15 protein-coding genes are annotated in these 18,267 nt (G+C 61.2%); 11 read left to right on the plus strand and 4 right to left on the minus strand.

The genetic code is table 11. From position 1 onward, the window contains the following. Positions 1 to 197 precede the first annotated feature (197 nt). Positions 198 to 788, minus strand: coding sequence for a nucleoside 2-deoxyribosyltransferase (locus tag RlegSU303_RS07675; protein ID WP_168280412.1), 591 nt, complete (start codon positions 786 to 788; stop codon positions 198 to 200). 468 nt (positions 789 to 1,256) lie between these two features. Between RlegSU303_RS07675 and RlegSU303_RS07680 the strand changes: the two genes are divergently transcribed. Next, the gene (locus RlegSU303_RS07680) at positions 1,257 to 2,231 is read left to right on the plus strand and encodes an alpha/beta hydrolase (protein ID WP_206121247.1); all 975 of its coding nucleotides are present in this window, start codon (positions 1,257 to 1,259) and stop codon (positions 2,229 to 2,231) included. Between the two features lie 39 nt (positions 2,232 to 2,270). Here the strand turns inward: RlegSU303_RS07680 and RlegSU303_RS07685 are convergent, their stop codons facing one another. The 3 genes from RlegSU303_RS07685 to RlegSU303_RS07695 form a co-directional block, all read right to left on the minus strand. Continuing rightward, entirely contained in the window at positions 2,271 to 2,888 is a 618-nt protein-coding gene (locus RlegSU303_RS07685; RefSeq protein WP_017960054.1) for a carboxymuconolactone decarboxylase family protein, read from the minus strand. A gap of 63 nt (positions 2,889 to 2,951) precedes the next feature. Further along, positions 2,952 to 4,487 (minus strand): sensor histidine kinase, encoded by a 1,536-nt coding sequence (locus RlegSU303_RS07690; RefSeq protein WP_231283612.1) that lies wholly within the window; start codon positions 4,485 to 4,487, stop codon positions 2,952 to 2,954. Positions 4,488 to 4,746: 259 nt separating this feature from the next. Further along, on the minus strand, positions 4,747 to 5,151 hold the full coding sequence (locus tag RlegSU303_RS07695; protein WP_231283613.1) for an Imm6 family immunity protein: 405 nt from the start codon (positions 5,149 to 5,151) through the stop codon (positions 4,747 to 4,749). 392 nt (positions 5,152 to 5,543) lie between these two features. On the opposite strand from RlegSU303_RS07695, the gene RlegSU303_RS07700 reads away from it, so the two are divergent. From RlegSU303_RS07700 to RlegSU303_RS07745, 10 genes are all read left to right on the plus strand, one after another. After that, on the plus strand, positions 5,544 to 6,593 hold the full coding sequence (locus tag RlegSU303_RS07700; RefSeq protein ID WP_231283614.1) for a LacI family DNA-binding transcriptional regulator: 1,050 nt from the start codon (positions 5,544 to 5,546) through the stop codon (positions 6,591 to 6,593). 5 nt (positions 6,594 to 6,598) lie between these two features. After that, on the plus strand, positions 6,599 to 8,212 hold the full coding sequence (locus RlegSU303_RS07705; RefSeq protein ID WP_168280406.1) for an acyl CoA:acetate/3-ketoacid CoA transferase: 1,614 nt from the start codon (positions 6,599 to 6,601) through the stop codon (positions 8,210 to 8,212). Continuing rightward, positions 8,205 to 8,984, plus strand: coding sequence for an enoyl-CoA hydratase/isomerase family protein (locus tag RlegSU303_RS07710; RefSeq protein ID WP_168280405.1), 780 nt, complete (start codon positions 8,205 to 8,207; stop codon positions 8,982 to 8,984). Before RlegSU303_RS07705 ends, RlegSU303_RS07710 begins: the two co-directional genes overlap by 8 nt. Continuing rightward, positions 8,984 to 10,504 carry an aldehyde dehydrogenase family protein gene (locus tag RlegSU303_RS07715; protein ID WP_168280404.1) on the plus strand — a complete coding sequence of 507 codons (1,521 nt, stop codon included), beginning with the start codon at positions 8,984 to 8,986 and terminating at the stop codon, positions 10,502 to 10,504. The genes RlegSU303_RS07710 and RlegSU303_RS07715 overlap by 1 nt, the downstream gene beginning before the upstream one ends. Positions 10,505 to 10,594: 90 nt before the next feature. Further along, positions 10,595 to 11,857 (plus strand): ABC transporter substrate-binding protein, encoded by a 1,263-nt coding sequence (locus RlegSU303_RS07720; RefSeq protein ID WP_231283615.1) that lies wholly within the window; start codon positions 10,595 to 10,597, stop codon positions 11,855 to 11,857. A 151-nt stretch (positions 11,858 to 12,008) separates the two neighbouring features. Then, complete coding sequence (locus RlegSU303_RS07725) at positions 12,009 to 12,962, plus strand: carbohydrate ABC transporter permease (protein ID WP_017960063.1); 954 nt, start codon at positions 12,009 to 12,011, stop codon at positions 12,960 to 12,962. Further along, positions 12,959 to 13,906, plus strand: coding sequence for a carbohydrate ABC transporter permease (locus RlegSU303_RS07730; RefSeq protein WP_131710449.1), 948 nt, complete (start codon positions 12,959 to 12,961; stop codon positions 13,904 to 13,906). Before RlegSU303_RS07725 ends, RlegSU303_RS07730 begins: the two co-directional genes overlap by 4 nt. Positions 13,907 to 13,909: 3 nt before the next feature. Then, positions 13,910 to 15,025, plus strand: coding sequence for an ABC transporter ATP-binding protein (locus RlegSU303_RS07735; protein ID WP_131629488.1), 1,116 nt, complete (start codon positions 13,910 to 13,912; stop codon positions 15,023 to 15,025). Positions 15,026 to 15,040: 15 nt separating this feature from the next. Then, entirely contained in the window at positions 15,041 to 16,591 is a 1,551-nt protein-coding gene (locus RlegSU303_RS07740; protein WP_168279441.1) for a GMC oxidoreductase, read from the plus strand. Position 16,592: 1 nt separating this feature from the next. Continuing rightward, positions 16,593 to 18,248 carry a GMC family oxidoreductase gene (locus RlegSU303_RS07745; RefSeq protein WP_168279442.1) on the plus strand — a complete coding sequence of 552 codons (1,656 nt, stop codon included), beginning with the start codon at positions 16,593 to 16,595 and terminating at the stop codon, positions 18,246 to 18,248. The last annotated feature ends 19 nt before the right edge of the window (positions 18,249 to 18,267 follow it).

Below are 18,267 nucleotides of genomic sequence, written 5' to 3' on the forward strand. Positions count from 1 at the left end.
ATGAAAGGCGTAAGGCGAATGCTAATTTGCCGCAAGCAAGGCGAGCGGGCGCCAGGCGGCGAGCCTTTTCGACGCTCGCATGCTGCTCTTCGATTATCGCTGCCGAACGGCCGGTCCTCTTCTCGCTCGCCAACATGCTGGCGGACCAAGCTCTCTGATATCAGCGAGAAGCGTTGACAGGGAAGAAATCGGCGCCGTCAGCGCGATCCGTCAAGCTGACTGCCATCTGCACGCATGCCGGCGATCGTCTCAAGCGCTTTAAAATAAACCGCCAGGTCGCGGGCAGGATCCGCCGGGAGTGCGGCCGCACGAAACACCTTGCCTCCTGTCGCTTCGACCCCTCCGTCGACCATCAGGTTGTCGGCCATCCCGTGATTTTCGATCGCAATGCCATCCGGTCCGCGTGGGCGCCCGCTCGTCTCATCGATATCGAGCCCCGCATACCAGATCGAGCGAACACGCAGACCATAGTCGTCGGGGTGATTGGTATAGGCAAAGACCGCTTTTCCCAGTGCAATCATGAAGCCGATCTCGTAGACCGTACCCGGATCGGCGCTGACGCCTCGAAAAGGAGTGATGTTGGCAAGGCAGATCTCGGCTCGACGCATGGCGTCGTCGTTGCGTGCATAGATCTCTGCGGCCGTCCGCTTCACCGGCGTCTGGTTTTCGTCGCTGCCGGGACCGGTCGGCTCGAAGCCGAACTGGCGCGCCAATCGGCGTTTCTCGGCCATGATGGGCATGGCATCCGGAAGAAAGACCTCCGTGCCGGCAAGGTAAATGGTGGTCATCGGTATCCTTCACTCACAAGCAAGACGAGGCGCCGGGGGTAGGGGACAGCCAGGCACGTCGTCCATTTCCGACGGAAGCGCGGCAAATGGCAAGCCGTGCAGGCAGGCATTGTTCAATTTTTTAAGAGCAGTCTGACGAATCCACAGGGAACGGGCATCTGCCGACTTCCATTCCAGGCAGAGCGGAGGGACCTGCAGAGGAGCCGCCCTATCTCCGTCATCGAGCCGCCGCCTGATATGGGCGGCCTTCAAGGCGGCCATCGACCGCACCCGGGCCCGGACGTGTGCGGCGATGTTCGTGGAATAAAAAAGCTTGGGGTTCGCGCCTGTCACCCTTTTGACTCCGGTGGACGAACCGGCCAAAGATGCCGCCTTGGCCAGCATCGTCGGGAGAGGTTGATGAACGGTCGGATTTTGCCAGCTGGTATTCGAAGAGCCCCAAAGCGGCTCAAATGTCTGTTCCCCGCTTTGGCTGCGCTGATGCTGCTCGCCTCGGCGGCGGTCGGGCGGGACATTGGGCCGCAAAGCCCGGCCTCGCGCGAGCAGGTCGAAAAACTGGTCGACCTCTGGAAAGATCACTTTGCCGGCGCCGATAGCCTGCAGCAGCGGCGAACGGCCTTCAGGACGCTGATGGAGACGACGCCGGGGCCGACGCGCATCCAGGTGCGGCAGGTCGATGCCGACGGCGTCGACGCCGAGCTGATGTGGCCTGCCCGCCTTCATCACCCGATCGGCCAAAGGGTGATCCTCTATATTCATGGCGGCGGCTTTTCCAGCGGCTCCATTCGCACACATAGCCTGCTTGCCGGCTCGCTCGCCAAAGCCGCCTCCAGCGACGTTTTTCTCATCGATTATCGGTTGATGCCCGAATATGGCTATCCCGCGCAGATCAACGACGCGCTGACCGCCTATCGGTGGCTTCTCGACAATGGCTATCGGAGCGAGAACGTAGTCGTGGCGGGAGACGGCGCCGGCGGCAATATTGCGATCGAGACGGTGCTGCGGCAGATGCAGGCGGCAAAGCCGTTGCCGGCGGCTGTAATTGCGCTCAGCCCCATCACCGATCTTGCCGCGACGGGCGGATCGATGACAACAAATGCCGAAAGCGATCCCTTGGTCGGCAAGGCCTCGATTGAGGCCATGCGCAAGACCTATCTCGGAAGCCGGTCTCCGACCGATCCCCGGGTATCGCCGCTCTATGCAGACATGACCGGCTTTCCGCCGCTGCTGCTGCAGGTCGGCGCCGGCGAAGTCCTGCTGGACGACACGCTGCGGCTCGCCGACAAGGCGCGCCAGGCGGGGGTGGATGTCACCACCGAGGTCTGGCCGGGCATGCCCCATCAATGGCAGCTGTTTCCCTCTCTGCTCGACGATGCCGATCGGTCGAGCCAGAATATCGCCGAGTTCGCGATCCGGCATTTTGCGGACAAACCGCAGGAGTAGGGCCGCAGGACCAGGCGTCCTGGCACCTCCGTCATCGCATCATTGCGAGCGAGACGGTGACGGCGCCAGGGGCCGCTCGACCTCCCGGCCGACGCTGAGCGCCTTTCGCACATTCGGCTCCAGCCGCTCCATATAGGCGTGGTCGGGTGCAGCGCCCAGCGCATCCAGCATTTTCGAGAAGAAACACCGGGCAGCTGCCGCAGCCGTGACGTCGAAGACGTCGGCGTCGCTCAAGCCGTGCTTTTTTAGCCCGTCTATATCCTGCTGGGTCACCGACGTCGCATCGCGCGCAACCTTGGCGGCAAAAGCCATGATCGCGCGTTCGCCGGCATCGATCGGCGCCTTTTCCGTCTCGTTGACGACGGCCGTCAGCCCGTCGCTGGTGAAACCCTCGCGCAGCAGCACCGAGCCGTGCGCCAGCATGCAATACGAGGATTTGAGCTCCTTGGCCGCCGCCAGCGTTACCAGTTCATAGCGCCGCAAGCTCATATGGCCGCGAATGCTCGAAAGCAGCGCCACCCAGCTCTCCATCACCTCCGGCCGATGGCCGAAGGCCCGATACATGTTCGGCAGATAACCATAATTCGCCTCGGCCGACGCATACATCGACGTCGTCTTCTCGCTGGCGGATGCGTTGGGGGTGTGAATGAAAGCCATGGCATGATCCTCCTCTATTGTGAGAAGGATAGGGTAGATAAGCAGGACAGCAATCCTGAAACGTCAGGCAGCGTCATTGGTCGCGGAAGCGTTACCACTTCTCTTAATCGGAAGAGTTACGGTGAATGTCGATCCGCATCCTCTTGCGCTTCGAACCTCTATCGAGCCGTTGTGCAGTTCGATGATCTGCTTCACCAGATTGAGGCCGATACCGGTTCCGGCAATCCCGGTCGAAGTCCGGGCACGAAAATAGCGCTGGAACAGCCGGGGCACGTCTTCGGCATCGATCCCCACGCCATCATCGCTGATCGAAACTTTGACGTTTCCCGTCTCTGCCCATGCGGTGACGCGAATTTCGGAGGTTCCAGGCGCGTATTTGACGGCATTGGAAAGCAGGTTGGTAAAGACCTGTCCTAAAGTCCGGGGATCGGCATCGATGAACTCCGGCAGGCCGTCGATATCCAACACAAAGCTGTGCGATTTTGCGATCGTCGATTGCCGCTCGCAACAGGTTTTTATCAATGATCTCAATGCGCAGGCGTCGTAGTTGATATCGATCTTGCCGGTATCAAGGCGTCCGGCTGACAGGATGCTCTCCATGAGATCGACAATCCGGGTCACCGATGCGCGGATTTGATCGACCTTGTCACTGAGAAATTCGGGCTCGACCGCCCCCCTTTTTCGCAACAGCCGCTGGGCAGCAGCGTCGATGATGGCAAGCGGGGTCCTGAATTCATGGGATGCCATCGCCACGAATTGCCGCTGCAATTCGTTGATGTTGCGCTCCTGCGCCAGCATGCGCTCGAGTTCCCGCGCCTGCCGCTCGACTTCCGCCGTGCGGCTCTGCACCGTCGCTTCGAGCTGATCGTGATGCCGGCGCAGCTCTTCGGCAAGTCGCACGGTCTTTGTCACGTCTTCATGCGTGGCCACATATCCACCCGTTTGCATCGGATTGTGGGTGATTTTGATAACGCGTCCATCGGCCAGGACGATATTTTGGCTGGCCGGCGCACCGCGTGCTGTCGCTTCGAAGACCACGTCAAAATAGGCGGCGGTATCGGCCGGCCCATTTCCCTCCCGGCTGCGATAGGCCAGGATATCCACAAGTGGCGTTCCCGGTTGCGTCAGCAGGTCCGGCAGATTGTACATCCGTGCATAGGAGGCGTTGCACAGAATGAGATTCTTTGACGAATCGAACATGCACAGCCCATGCGGCATGTTGCTGAGGGCTGCGTCGAACCGGCGATGTTGTTCGGTCAGGCTGTCTTCGACGCGAATGAGAGTCGAGATGTCTTCGTAACTGAGGATCCAGCCCCCATCCCGCGATGGGGCGCAGGTCAATGAGACCATCCCTCCATCGGAAAGGGCAAACTGAGACGTCGGCGCTCCAGCGGCCATCGACCGGCGGGATGCCACTGCACGGCAGTCTGCGGTGCCCGGCAATCCGTCGATATTCATGCCTTTGCGTATAGCGCCGTGCGGAAGACCGAGAATATCAAGCGTGCGCGAATTGAAAGCCGTCACCGTACCGGCAGGATCAAGCAGAACAATGCCCTGAGGCAGGCTCTCCAGAATGGATTCAAACGAGTGTGACATCATCCGGCCCTGCTTCAGATCTGGCGCGTTGCACGTATCCTTAGCATTCGTTAGAAACTATAAAGTTTCGCTAATGTCTATCGGTGGGAATTGCTCGATGGAAGCCTGGAGATCCTCCTGTCGTTTTGGGATGGGCGAACCAGCGTTCCAGGGATGTTCAAGCTTGCATCGAGAGGCGTGGGACGGCGCTCGACCCTCTTCCAACATGTCAACGAATTCGTGGAAAGCCGATATGTTTCGAGAGGGGATCGCGCGCTCGATTTTAGCCGAGTTTGGCGAGTTGCTCATCCAGAACGTCAAGGCTGTCCTCTCCGACCTCGTTGACGTCACTCGGCATGGGCTCACCGGTCTCCTGGTAAACAAGCCAGGCAACATACATGATTGCCGTCGTCAGCGCGTTCCAGCCGTCTTCGCTGGGCTTGCCGACCGCCTCTGAGAGCCGACGGAGCGTCCCGCGCTCATCGTCGCTGTAGATAAGATCGGAGAAGTATCGGCCCGTCAGGCGTCCGCCATCACCCCAATTGCGGATTGCCGCCAAGGCGGCTTCGGCTTCGGGCGCATGAGGTTCGGTGCGCTCGATTTGTGCGACCAAATACGCGGCGATGGCTGCCAAGCGCCGCGCCTGTTCGCGTGGCGGCAGAACGGTCAGCTCGGTGCGCAATTTCATGTCTCCATGGTCTCCACTGGGCTTGTCGCAACGTCTATTAACACAGAATAGAAGCCCTTCCTGCTTTTGCCGGAAGGTCCGCCGATTGCGCCGCATTGATCGCTTCGATGGAAATACCGGGCGAGCCTGAATCTTCCACATTTTTGCTGCCAACGCATCGGGCGGTTGTGCTCCACGCACGATTTTGCAGGCCGAAAAATATCGATATATGCCTCTCAGACATGGTCATATTTTAGATCGTTCCAATTTCCAGGATGAGATTCCAGCGGTCGGAGAAGGCCAAGACTTGCCAGAAACGAGCTGGTTTATAACAATCCACATAAATTTCTCTTGACATATTTGGAACGTTCCAAATATTTAATGATCAGTCGACGTTGGCGTCGGGAGGGGAAATGACAAAGGCGCGGGTGACCGTCATCGACATCGCGAAGGCTGCCGGCGTCTCGAAGTCGACGGTTTCGCTGGTGCTGCAAGGCTCCTCCCTGGTTAATGAGGGGACGCGTTCCAAGGTCAATACCGTGATGCGTGAGCTGGGCTACGTCTACAATCGCGGCGCAGCCAATCTTCGGCAGGCCAGTGCCAAATCGAAGATCATCGGGGTCGTCGTCAACGACCTGACGAACAGCTTCTTCGCGGAACTGGCGGTCGGTGTCGATATGGTCGTTCAATCGGCCGGGTTCGTGCAATTCCTGTCGAACACCAGTGAGAGCATCGACAGGCAGCGCGAGGTTGTCGCATCGATGCGGGAACATGGCATTTCGGGGCTCATCGTGTCGCCGGCGCGCGCCACCGATGCCGCAGACTTCAAACCACTCGTCGCCGCAGGGATTCCGGTGGTGGTCGTCGTCAGAAACCTGCCTGGCGCCAAGGTCTCGTCCGTCGTCTCCGACAACCAGGCTGGCATGAGGTCCGCGGTCAATCACCTGGCGGAGCTCGGTCACAAGCGCATCGCTTTTCTCGGCGGCTTTCCCGACACCGCTGTCTTCGACGACCGCCTTGCCGGTTACCGAAGCGGCATGGAGGCAGCCGGGCTCGACTATCACCAAGAATTTGTCATTTCGTCGGCGCCTTCGCGAGCCGGCGGGGTAGAGGCGATTGGAAGAGCAATCATCCTTGCCGACAAACCCACGGCAGCCGTCTGCTTCAACGATGCCGTAGCCTTCGGTGTTTGCGACGGATTGCGTGCGCGCCGTCTGGAGCCCGGCTCCGACTTCGCGGTCGTGGGTTTCGACGACGTCATCGAGGCTCAGGCGGCGGTTCCCGCGCTCACGACGGTTTCGGTCGATCCGCAGGGCATTGGGCGCCGCGGCGCGCAGCTGCTTCTGAAGCAGATCAATGCGGGCAAGGCCGAGGTGGAGACGGTGACAACAGCGGTTCGGCTGGTTGTTCGCGAGAGCTGCGGAGCCCGCAAGAGCGTAAAATTGAAACAGGACTCTGAGTAACGCCCATGAAGAAGCATCTCACCCCGACCGAAGCAGCCGCGCTGATCCCGGATGGCGCCGTTGTAACGGTGTCTTCCTCGAGCGGTCTCGGTTGCCCGGACCTCATGCTGAAGGCGATTGGCGACCGTTTCGATGCGACCGGCCACCCTCGTGATATCACGACCCTTCACCCCATCGCCGCCGGCGACATGAGCGGCATCAAGGGTGTCGATCATATCGCCAAGAAGGGGCTGCTCAAGCGCATCATCGGTGGTTCCTATCCGTCCGGCCCGTCGTCATCGGAGCCGCCGCTGATCTGGCAAATGATCACCAACAACGAAATTCCGGCCTACAATATTCCGTCGGGTATCCTCTTCGACATTCATCGCGAAGCCGCCGCGAAGCGGCCGGGCGTCCTGACCAAGATCGGCATCGATACATTCGTCGATCCCGAGCGACAGGGTTCCGCGATGAACGGCCTGGCTTCGGAGCATCCGGTGGTCAAGCGCGTGCGCTTCGAGGGCGACGACTGGTTGTTCTTTCCCTCGATCATCCCTGCGGTCGCCATCATCCGCGCCACCACCGCCGACGAGCGCGGTAACCTCACATATGAACATGAAGGCGCCTATCTCGGCGGCCTCGATCAGGCGCTGGCCGCACGCAATAACGGCGGCATCGTCATCGCCCAGGTCAAGCGGATCACCAAGGAAGGCTCACTGAAGCCTCATGATGTCCGGGTGCCTGGAATGCTGGTCGACTATGTGGTCATCGATCCGGAACAGAAGCAGACGACGCAGACGCAATACGATCCGGCAATTTCCGGGGAGATCTTCCGCCCGCTCGATAGCTTCAGCGTTCCGGAGTTCAATGTTCAGAAAGTCATCGCGCGTCGTGTCGCGCAGGAACTTCAGGCGGGAAGCTGCGTCAATCTCGGCTTCGGCATATCGGCCAACGTGCCGCGAATTCTGCTGGAGGAAGGGCTCCACGGCGCGGTCACCTGGGTCATCGAGCAGGGCGCGGTCGGTGGGGTGCCTCTGCTCGACTTCGCCTTTGGCTGCGCCTCCAATGCGGACGCCTATATGCCGTCTCCCTATCAGTTCACCTATTTCCAGGGTGCGGGCTTCGATGCATCGCTGCTGTCCTTCCTCGAGATCGGCAAAGACGGTTCGGTCAACGTCTCCAAGCTCTCATTCCGGCCGCATGTGACGGCTGGCGCCGGAGGCTTCGTCGACATCACGGCGCGGGCGAAGAAGATCGTCTTCTCAGGCATGTTCAATGCCGGAGCGAAGCTTGCGATCGCCGATGGCGCCCTTCTCATTGAGAAGGAAGGCAAGCTGAAGAAGCTCGTGAACGAGGTCGAACATGTCACCTTCAGCGGCAGGCGCGCGATCGAGCAGGGGCAGGATATCACCTATGTCACCGAGCGGTGCGTGATGAAGCTGACGCCTGGTGGCATCGTCCTCACCGAGATTGCGCCCGGTGTCGATCTCCAGTCCCACATCCTCGATCAGTCGGAATTTCCGCTGATCATGGCGCCTGACCTGAAGGTCATGGACGCCGCGCTCTTCGGGGAGGCAAACATCGGCCTGTCCCTTCCAGAAAAGAGGGCGCGGACACTGGAGGGCAGCTTCCATGGCTAGCGGAACAATCAGAATTGACGTCGATGGACATGTTGCGACGCTGACGATTTCTCGTCCGGAGAAGCTGAACGCGCTCGATCTCGACATGCTCAAGGCGTTGGCGGACGCGGCCGACGAGGTGGAGGCGAACGCCAATGTGCGCGCCGCCATTCTCACCGGCGAAGGAAAGGGCTTTTCCGCCGGCGGCGATATCAAGGCCTGGGGCGGAATGTTGCCTCAGGAGTTCGGTCATCTCTGGGTTCGGCACGGCCATCGCATTTTCGAAAGACTGGCGACGCTCCGGATGCCGCTGGTCGCGGCTCTGAACGGCCATGCTCTCGGGGGAGGCCTTGAACTTGCAGGGGTTGCGGACATTCGCCTCGCCGAGGAACAGATCAAGATCGGCCTGCCCGAGACCGGCCTTGGCATGGTACCGGGCTGGTCCGGGACCCAGCGTCTTGTGCGCCGGTTCGGGGCGCAGGCCGTCCGACGCATGGCCTTGGGCGGCGAGATATTCACCGCCGAGGAGGCACGCCTGCTCGGGATCGTAGACGTGGTTGTTCCCACAGGAAACGCGCTCGCGGCCGCCCGGGAATATACGCAGCGGATCGCCGCAAGGGGGCCGGCTGCGACCGAGATCGCAAAGTTGATGATCGCATCGGCAAACGGCGAAGACAATGGAACCGCGGTCGAAGCCCTGGGCTCGATCCTCGCTGCGAAGACCGGCGATCTGAAGGAGGGCGTCGCATCATTCAGCGAGAAGCGCCCGGCAACGTTCAAGGGAGAATGGTAATGACGGTTCTCGTCAACCCCACTGCGCTCAGCGACCACAAAGCGCGTGATTTCAAGATGCTCATCGACGGCAAATGGGAGGCAGGCAGCTCCGATCCGATCGAGCGTGTCGCGCCGAGCCATGGTGTCGTGGTCAGCCGGTTTCCGACCGGCAGCAAGAAGGACGCCGAGCGTGCGATTTCCGCGGCACGCAAGGCTTTCGATCTTGGGCCGTGGCCCCGAATGACCGCTGCCGAACGTTCCGCGATCCTGCTCAAGGCGGCCGATCTGATCGCAGCGCGCGCAGAGGAGCTGGCATTTCTCGATGCTATCGAGGCAGGAAAGCCGATCACACAGGTGCGGGGAGAAATTGCAGGCTCCGTTGACATATGGCGCTATGCGGCGGCTCTTGCCCGCGACCTTCACGGTGAAAGCTATAACACGCTCGGCGACGGCACGCTCGGCGTCGTCTTGCGCGAAGCGATCGGCGTAGTGTCGATCATCACGCCTTGGAACTTTCCGTTCCTGATCGTCGGCCAGAAGCTGCCATTCGCCTTGGCCGCTGGTTGCACGACCGTCGTCAAGCCCTCGGAATTGACCTCAGGATCGACGCTGGTGCTGGGAGAGATCCTGCAGGAGGCAGGCATTCCGGATGGCGTCGTCAACATTGTCACCGGTACGGGACCCGAGGTCGGCGCGGTCATGACGTCGCATCCCGGCGTCGACATGGTGTCCTTCACCGGCTCGACCGGCGTCGGAAAGCTGACCATGTCGAATGCCGCACAGACGCTGAAAAAGGTCTCGCTGGAACTGGGTGGGAAGAACCCGCAGATCGTGTTCCCGGATGCCGATCTCGATGCATTCATCGATGCCGCGGTCTTCGGCGCCTACTTCAACGCCGGCGAGTGCTGCAATGCCGGCTCGCGGCTGATCCTTCACAAATCAATCGCTTCCGATGTCGTCAAGCGGATTGCCGAGCTGTCGAAGGCGGTGAAGGTGGGCGACCCGCTCGATCCTTCGACGCAGGTCGGCGCCATCATCACGCCGCAGCATCTGGAGAAGATATCAGGATACGTCGCCGGCGCGAGGAGCAGCGGTGCCCGGGTCGCGCATGGCGGCGAGACGCTCGATCTCGGCATGGGGCAGTTCATGTCGCCGACGATCCTCGAAGAGGTCACCCCCGATATGGCCGTGGCGCGCGAGGAAGTCTTTGGTCCGGTGCTTTCGGTCCTGACATTCGAGACATCAGCCGAAGCCATCAGGATTGCGAATTCCATCGACTACGGCCTGTCGGCCGGTGTCTGGAGCCGCGATTTCGACACGTGCCTGACGATCGGCCGGTCGGTACGGGCAGGGACGGTTTGGATGAACACCTTCATGGACGGCGCCTCGGAACTTCCCTTCGGCGGTTACAAGCAAAGCGGCCTCGGCCGTGAACTCGGCCGCCATGCGGTTGAAGATTACACCGAGACCAAGACACTCAACATGCATATCGGCAAACGCACGAGCTGGTGGATGCCGCAGACGGAAAAGCTGGCTTAGGTGGCAGCGAGACTACGCCCGGGGAGGGCGGGTGATTGATGCGGGAATGGGTTCCGCATCGTCCAAATATAAGACTGGGAGGTCTTTTCGATGAACAGGTTTTTGACCACGACTGCAATGATCGCATTTGCTCTGGCCGGCGCTAGCGTCTCCGCCCACGCCGCCGACGTGAAAGAAGTGCAGATGCTGCACTGGTGGACGTCTGGTGGTGAGGCTGCGGCGCTGAACGTCTTGAAGGAGGATCTTTCGAAGGAAGGTTTTGCCTGGAAGGACGTGCCGGTTGCCGGCGGTGGCGGCGATGCGGCGATGACGGCGCTGAAGGCGATGGTGGCGGCCGGCACCTATCCGACAGCCTCGCAGATGCTGGGCTATACCGTGCTCGATTATGCCGAGGCCGGCGTCATGGGCGACCTGACGGAGACGGCCAAGAAGGAAGGCTGGGACAAGTCGGTTCCGGCGGCACTGCAGAAGTTCTCGGTCTATGACGGCAAGTGGGTTGCTGCCCCGGTCAACGTCCACTCGGTCAACTGGCTGTGGATCAACAAGGCTGTGATGGACAAGATCGGCGGCACTGAGCCGAAGACCTTCGAGGATCTGATCGCCCTGCTCGACAAGGCCAAGGCTGCCGGCGTCATCCCGCTGGCGCTTGGCGGCCAGAATTGGCAGGAAGCGACGATGTTTGATTCCATCGTGCTGTCGACCGGCGGGCCGGAGTTCTACAAGAAGGCCTTCAACGATCTCGACGAGGAATCGCTGAAGTCGGAGACGATGAAGAAGTCCTTCGACAATCTGGCGACGATCATCAAATATGTCGACCCGAACTTCTCAGGCCGCGACTGGAACCTGGCGACCGCCATGGTCATCAAGGGGGACGCGCTGGTGCAGGTGATGGGCGACTGGGCCAAGGGCGAATTCGTCGCCGCCAAGAAGACGCCGGACACCGACTTCCTGTGCTACCGCTTCCCCGGCACCGACGGCAGCGTGGTCTACAACTCCGACATGTTCGGCATGTTCAACGTTCCAGACGACCGCAAGGCGGCCCAGGTGGCGTTGGCGACGGCAACGCTGTCGAAGAGCTTCCAGTCGGCCTTCAACGTCGTCAAGGGTTCGGTGCCGGCCCGCACCGACGTTCCCGATACCGATTTCGACGCCTGCGGCAAGAAGGGCATCGCCGACCTGAAGGCAGCGAACGAAGGCGGCACGCTGTTCGGCTCGCTGGCCCAAGGCTACGGTGCACCGCCGGCGATCGCCAATGCCTATAAGGATGTCGTCTCGAAGTTCGTCCACGGCCAGATCAAGACCTCCGACGAAGCCGTCAAGCAGCTCGTCCAGGCGATCGACGACGCCCGCTGAGACCACTGTCGACTAAAAATGCTTCCCCGCGTGCTCCGCGGGGGAGCTTCAGGCTCCGCGCCGATCATGCAGGGATGATCATGCCCGGACAATGAGAGCCGATCATGCCCGATATCATGCGGGGCCGATTGCGGGAAGGAGATGACATTCCATGAGCACCGTTGCGACCACCGATCCGGTTCTGACGCCGAGGCAATCGACGGGGATCTCGTTGAGGGGCCGGCTGCAGGATGCGCTGCCGAAGATCGTGCTGGCGCCGAGCTTCGTCATCACCATCATCTTCGTCTACGGCTTCATCGTCTGGACGGCCTATCTCTCCTTCACCAATTCCAAGACCTTTCCCTCCTATGCGCTGACCGGCGCGCGCGCCTATCAGCGGCTGTGGCGCTGGACCTTCGAGAGCGATCCGCCGTCCTCCTGGTATACCTCGATCACCAACATGGCGATCTTCGGCTTCCTCTATGTCGGCATCTGCCTGGCGCTCGGTCTGTTCCTCGCCATCCTGCTCGACCAGAAGATCCGCGGCGAGAGCGTGTTGCGGCCGATCTTCCTCTATCCGATGGCGCTGTCCTTCATTGTGACAGGCGTTGCCTGGAAATGGTTCCTCGATCCCGGCCTCGGCCTGGAACAGACGCTGCACCACTTCGGCTGGACGAGCTTCCACTTCGACTGGATCAAGAACAAGGACTTCGTCATCTACACCGTCGTCATCGCCGGTGTCTGGCAGGCGTCCGGCTTCGTCATGGCGATGTTCCTGGCGGGCCTGCGCGGCATCGACGGCGAGATCATGAAGGCCGCCCAGATCGATGGCGCCTCACCATTCCAGCTCTATCGGCGCATCGTCATTCCGCTGCTGCGGCCGATCTTTCTGTCCGCCTTCATCGTGCTCGCCCATATGGCGATCAAGTCCTATGACCTGGTGGTGGCGCTGACCTCGGGCGGCCCGGGCGGTTCGGCCTGGCTGCCGTCCAACTTCATGTATGAATACACCTTCAAGCGCAACGAAATGGCCGTCGGCTCGGCCAGCGCCATCATCATGCTGATGACGATCTCGGCGATCATCGTTCCCTATCTCTATTCCGAACTGAAGGAGAAGGCGCGATGAGTGCGATCATCTCACCGACAGCCGACAGGGCGCAGAACAACAACAATACCCGCTGGATCGGCCGCACCGTCATCTACGGCCTGCTGCTGATCTTCGCCGTCCTCTATCTGATGCCGCTCTTCGTCATGCTGACGACCTCGTTCAAGACCATGGACGAGATCCAGAACGGCAACATGCTGGCGCTGCCGCAATCGCCGACCTTCGATCCCTGGATCAAGGCCTGGGGCGAGACCTGCGTCGGGCTGACCTGCGCCGGTATCAAGGGCTACTTCTGGAACTCGATTAAGATGGTGGTGCCGGCTGTGGCAATCTCCACCATCATGGGGGCGCTGAACGGTTATGTGCTGACCAAATGGCGCTTTCCCGGCCACACACTGGTGTTCGGGCTGATGCTGTTTGCCTGCTTCATTCCGTTCCAGTCGGTGCTGTTGCCGATGGCAACGATCCTCGGCAGTCTCGGCCGCTTCGGCATGACGCTGCAGAACGCCACGGGCTTCAACTTCGGCTTCGGCAATCCGACGGTCAATCTGGTCTTCGTGCATGTCGTCTATGGCTTGGGCTTCACCACGCTGTTCTTCCGCAATTTCTACGAGGCCTTTCCGACCGAGCTGGTCAGGGCCGCCCAGGTCGATGGCGCCAGCTTCTTCCAGATCTTCCGCCGCATCATGCTGCCGAACTCGCTGCCGATCATCGTCGTCACGGTGATCTACCAGTTCACCAATATCTGGAACGACTTCCTGTTTGCCTCGGCTTACGCCGGCACCGGGGAATCCATGCCGATGACGGTGGCGCTGAACAATGTCGTCAACACCTCGACGGGCGTCGTCGAATACAATGTCAATATGGCGGCTGCGATGATCGCCGCCGTGCCGACGCTCATCGTCTATATCCTCGCCGGCCGCTACTTCGTGCGCGGTCTGATGGCGGGCGCTGTCAAAGGGTAATCCATGGCCTTCCTCGAAATCTCCGGTCTCAAAAAGCGCTTCGGCGCCGTCGACATTCTCAAGGGGATCGACCTCGAACTCGAAAAGGGCGGCTTTCTCGTGCTGGTCGGCCCGTCCGGCTGCGGCAAGTCCACCCTGCTCAACACCATTGCCGGGCTGGAGACGATCACCTCTGGCGATATCAGGATCGACGGGCGCGACATCGCCGGCCTGCACCCCTCCAAGCGCGACATCGCCATGGTGTTCCAGTCCTATGCGCTCTATCCGAACATGACGGTGGCGGGCAACATCGCCTTCGGCATGGAGATCCGCGGCGTGCCGAAGGAGGAGCGTGCCAGGGCGATCGCCCAGGTCTCCGACATGCTGCAGATCGGCCATCTGCTCGACCGCAAGCCGAGCCAGCTTTCCGGCGGCCAGCGCCAGCGTGTCGCCATGGGGAGGGCGCTGGTGCGCAATCCGCAGGTCTTCCTGTTCGACGAGCCGCTCTCCAACCTCGATGCCAAGCTGCGCGTCGACATGCGCACCGAGATCAAGCGGCTGCATCAGCGCATGGGCACCACCTTCGTCTATGTCACCCATGACCAGATCGAGGCGATGACGCTGGCGACCAAGATCGCCGTGCTCAAGGATGGCGTGCTGCAGCAGTTCGGCACGCCGGCCGAGATCTATAACAGCCCGTCCAACATCTTCGTCGCCGACTTCATGGGATCGCCGGCGATGAACCTCTTGAACGCCACCGTCGAGAACGGCGCCGGCGGCCTCGAAGTCTCGCTGGAGCGGCCGAATGCCGCCCCGCTCCGATTGCCGGTCATCTCAGGCAATGACGGTCTGACCGCCTATACCGGCAGACAGGTGATCTTCGGCATCCGGCCGGAGGCGCTGACCGATCCCGATGGCGCCGACCGCAAGGCGCGCTCGCTGACCGAAGGCGATTGCCTGATCGAGGTGGTGGAACCGGCCGGCTCCGATACCTTCGCCGTCACCAAGCTCGGCGGCAAATCCGTCGTCGCCCGCCTGCGCGCCGATACCGGCATCGCCCCCGGACAAAACACCCGCCTCGCCTTCAATCTCGACAAGGCCGTGTTCTTCGATCCGGACACACAGGCGCGGATCGCGTGAGGGCCAGGTGCTAACATGAGCGGTTCACCTGACATCGTCATCATCGGTTCAGGCGTCGGCGGCGCGACGGTCGCGGCCGGCCTGGCGGTGACCGGCGCACAAATATTGATCCTCGAGGCCGGCGACCATATCGCCGACCTTCCTGTTAACCGCGACCAACGCGCCATCTTCCAGCGAGGACATTTTCGACCGAAGGAAACTTGGTACGAGGCGAACGGCAAGGGATTCAATCCCGGCAATTACTACAATGTCGGCGGGAATTCGAAGTTCTACGGCGCCGTGCTGTCACGTTATCGCAGCCAAGATTTCGACGTCATCGAGCATCGGGAGGGAGTGTCGCCGGCCTGGCCGTTTCCGTACGAGGTCCTGGAGCCGTGGTACTGCCAGGCGGAACGCATCTACCAGGTCCGCGGCAGTCTAGGTGAAGATCCGACGGAACCGCACCACTCGGCTGCCTACGAGTACCCGCCCGTCCCGGACGAGGCGCCGATCGCCGATATCAGGGCGCGCCTCAAGCAGAAAGGCCTGCATCCGTTTTCCCTGCCGCTCGGCCTCGATCTTGACGCCTGGCTCTCCAAAGCACGCACGCCATGGGATGCGCATCCAAACGCCCGCGACGGCAAGATGGATGCCGAAACTGCAGCCCTCGCAGTAGCGCTGAGACACGAGAACGTGCGGCTCGAAACCAATGCGCGTGTGATGAGGCTCGACACGGGAGCGGGGAGCCGGGTCGAGCGGGTGACCTATGTCAAGGACGGGGAGACGCTGACTGTTTCGCCTGAGATCGTGATCCTTTCTGCCGGGGCGGTGCAGTCGTCAGTGCTTTTGCTGCGCTCGAAAAACGACCGCTTCCCAAGGGGTCTGGCGAATTCTTCCGACCAGGTCGGCCGCAACTTCATGAACCACAATGCCTCCGCGGTGATAGCGGTCTCGCCGCGGTTCAGGAACACCTCCATCTACCAGAAGACGTTTGCCTTCAACGACTTCTACCTTTCCGACGGGGAGGGAGGGCCGCCCCTCGGTAACGTGCAGCTCCTCGGTCGCATCTCTGAAAAGGTTCTCAAGGGCTCCCTGCCGCAGGCTCCGGAATGGCTTCTGCGCTTCATCACAACCCATGCCATCGACTTCTATGCGATGAGCGAGGACGTTCCAAACCCCGAAAGCCGCGTCATGGTGGATGGAGATCGGATTATTCTCCAATGGCAACGAACCAACTGGGACGCCCATCTCGCACTTGTCGCCAAGCTGAAGGGGATTCTGAAGTCGATCGGATTTCCGATTGTGCTGGCGAGGCCGTTCGACAAACGTACGCCCTCGCACCAGTGCGGAACGATCCGCATCGGAAACGATCCCGCGACTGCGCCGCTGAACGCGTACTGCCGTTCGTATGATCATGAAAATCTCTTCGTCGTCGACGCCAGTTTCCTCCCCACCTCGGCCGCGGTGAATCCTGCGCTCACCATCGCCGCCCAAGCGCTGAGGGTGGCAGATCACATCGCGTCAAGGGACTTTGCAGGCATGACACAGGCGCTGGCGGTCGCCAGGCAGGATGCAACAGGACAGTAAAATGGGATTCGATTACATCATCACCGGCGCCGGCCCTGCAGGATGCGTGCTTGCAAATCGGCTGAGCGAAGACCCCGACGTCAGCGTACTCCTGCTCGAAGCGGGCGGAGGCGACTGGAATCCGCTCTTTCACATGCCGGCGGGCTTTGCCAAGATGACCAAAGGCGTCGCCAGCTGGGGATGGGAAACCGTTCCCCAGAAGCATATGAAGGGCAGAGTGCTTCGCTATACCCAGGCAAAGGTCATCGGCGGCGGTTCGTCCATCAACGCGCAGCTCTACACGCGCGGAAACGCGGTGGATTATGACCTTTGGGCTCGTGAAGACGGTTGCGAGGGCTGGGACTACCGCTCGATCCTTCCCTATTTCAAACGCGCGGAAGACAATCAGCGCTTCGCCGACGACTACCACTCCTATGGCGGTCCGCTCGGTGTCTCGATGCCTGCTGCGCCGCTGCCGATCTGCGACGCCTACATCCGTGCGGGGCAGGAGCTCGGCATTCCCTACAATCACGACTTCAACGGACGCCAGCAGGCAGGCGTGGGATTTTATCAGCTGACGCAGCGCAACCGCCGCCGGTCATCGGCGTCGCTGGCCTATCTCTCGCCGATCAAGGACCGGAAGAACCTGACGGTCAGGACTGGCGCGCGCGTCGCGCGCATTATCGTGGAGGGAGGCCGTGCGACAGGCGTCGAGATCGTGACCTCGCACGGCCAGGAGATCGTGCGCGCCGACCGTGAAGTATTGGTTTCCTCCGGCGCCATCGGATCGCCGAAGCTGCTTTTGCAGTCCGGCATAGGACCGGCGGACCATCTCAAGTCGGTGGGCGTCAAAGTGCTCCACGATCTGCCGGGTGTCGGCGGCAACCTCCAGGATCACCTGGATCTTTTCGTCATTGCTGAATGCACGGGCGATCACACTTATGACGGCGTTGCAAAACTCCACCGGACACTTTGGGCGGGGATTCAATATGTCCTGTTCCGGACCGGACCGGTCGCCTCGTCGCTCTTCGAGACCGGCGGCTTCTGGTATGCCGATCCCGAAGCCCGTTCTCCCGATATCCAGTTTCACCTCGGCCTCGGATCGGGCATCGAAGCAGGCGTCGAACGGCTCAAGAATGCCGGCGTGACGCTTAACTCAGCCTATCTGCATCCGCGCTCGCGAGGGACGGTGCGTCTGTCATCCTCCGACCCGGCTGCCGCTCCATTGATCGACCCCAACTACTGGTCCGATCCCCATGACAGGACGATGTCTCTGGAGGGGCTCAAGATCGCGCGCGAGATCATGCAGCAGGCGGCGCTGAAGCCCTATGTCATGGCCGAAAGGCTTCCCGGACCGAAGGTGATGACCGACGAGCAACTTTTCGACTATGGCTGCGCCAACGCAAAGACCGACCATCATCCGGTGGGCACCTGCAAGATGGGAACGGGACCCGACGCGGTTGTCGGGCTTGATCTCAAGGTCCATGGCCTGGAAGGCCTCAGGGTCTGCGACTCATCCGTCATGCCGCGCGTGCCGTCATGCAATACCAGCGCGCCGACGATCATGGTCGGCGAAAAGGGATCGGACCTCATCCGGGGCTTGCCAGCACTTGCCCCCACTATCTTCGCCTACGAACGCAACGATGCGAGGCCCCGGGCCCGCGCCGAAATCCGGTAAGCCATATCGAGAGGAGAGA

This window comes from Rhizobium sp. SU303 (assembly GCF_021052345.1).
In the GTDB taxonomy this organism is placed as follows: Bacteria; Pseudomonadota; Alphaproteobacteria; order Rhizobiales; family Rhizobiaceae; genus Rhizobium; species Rhizobium laguerreae.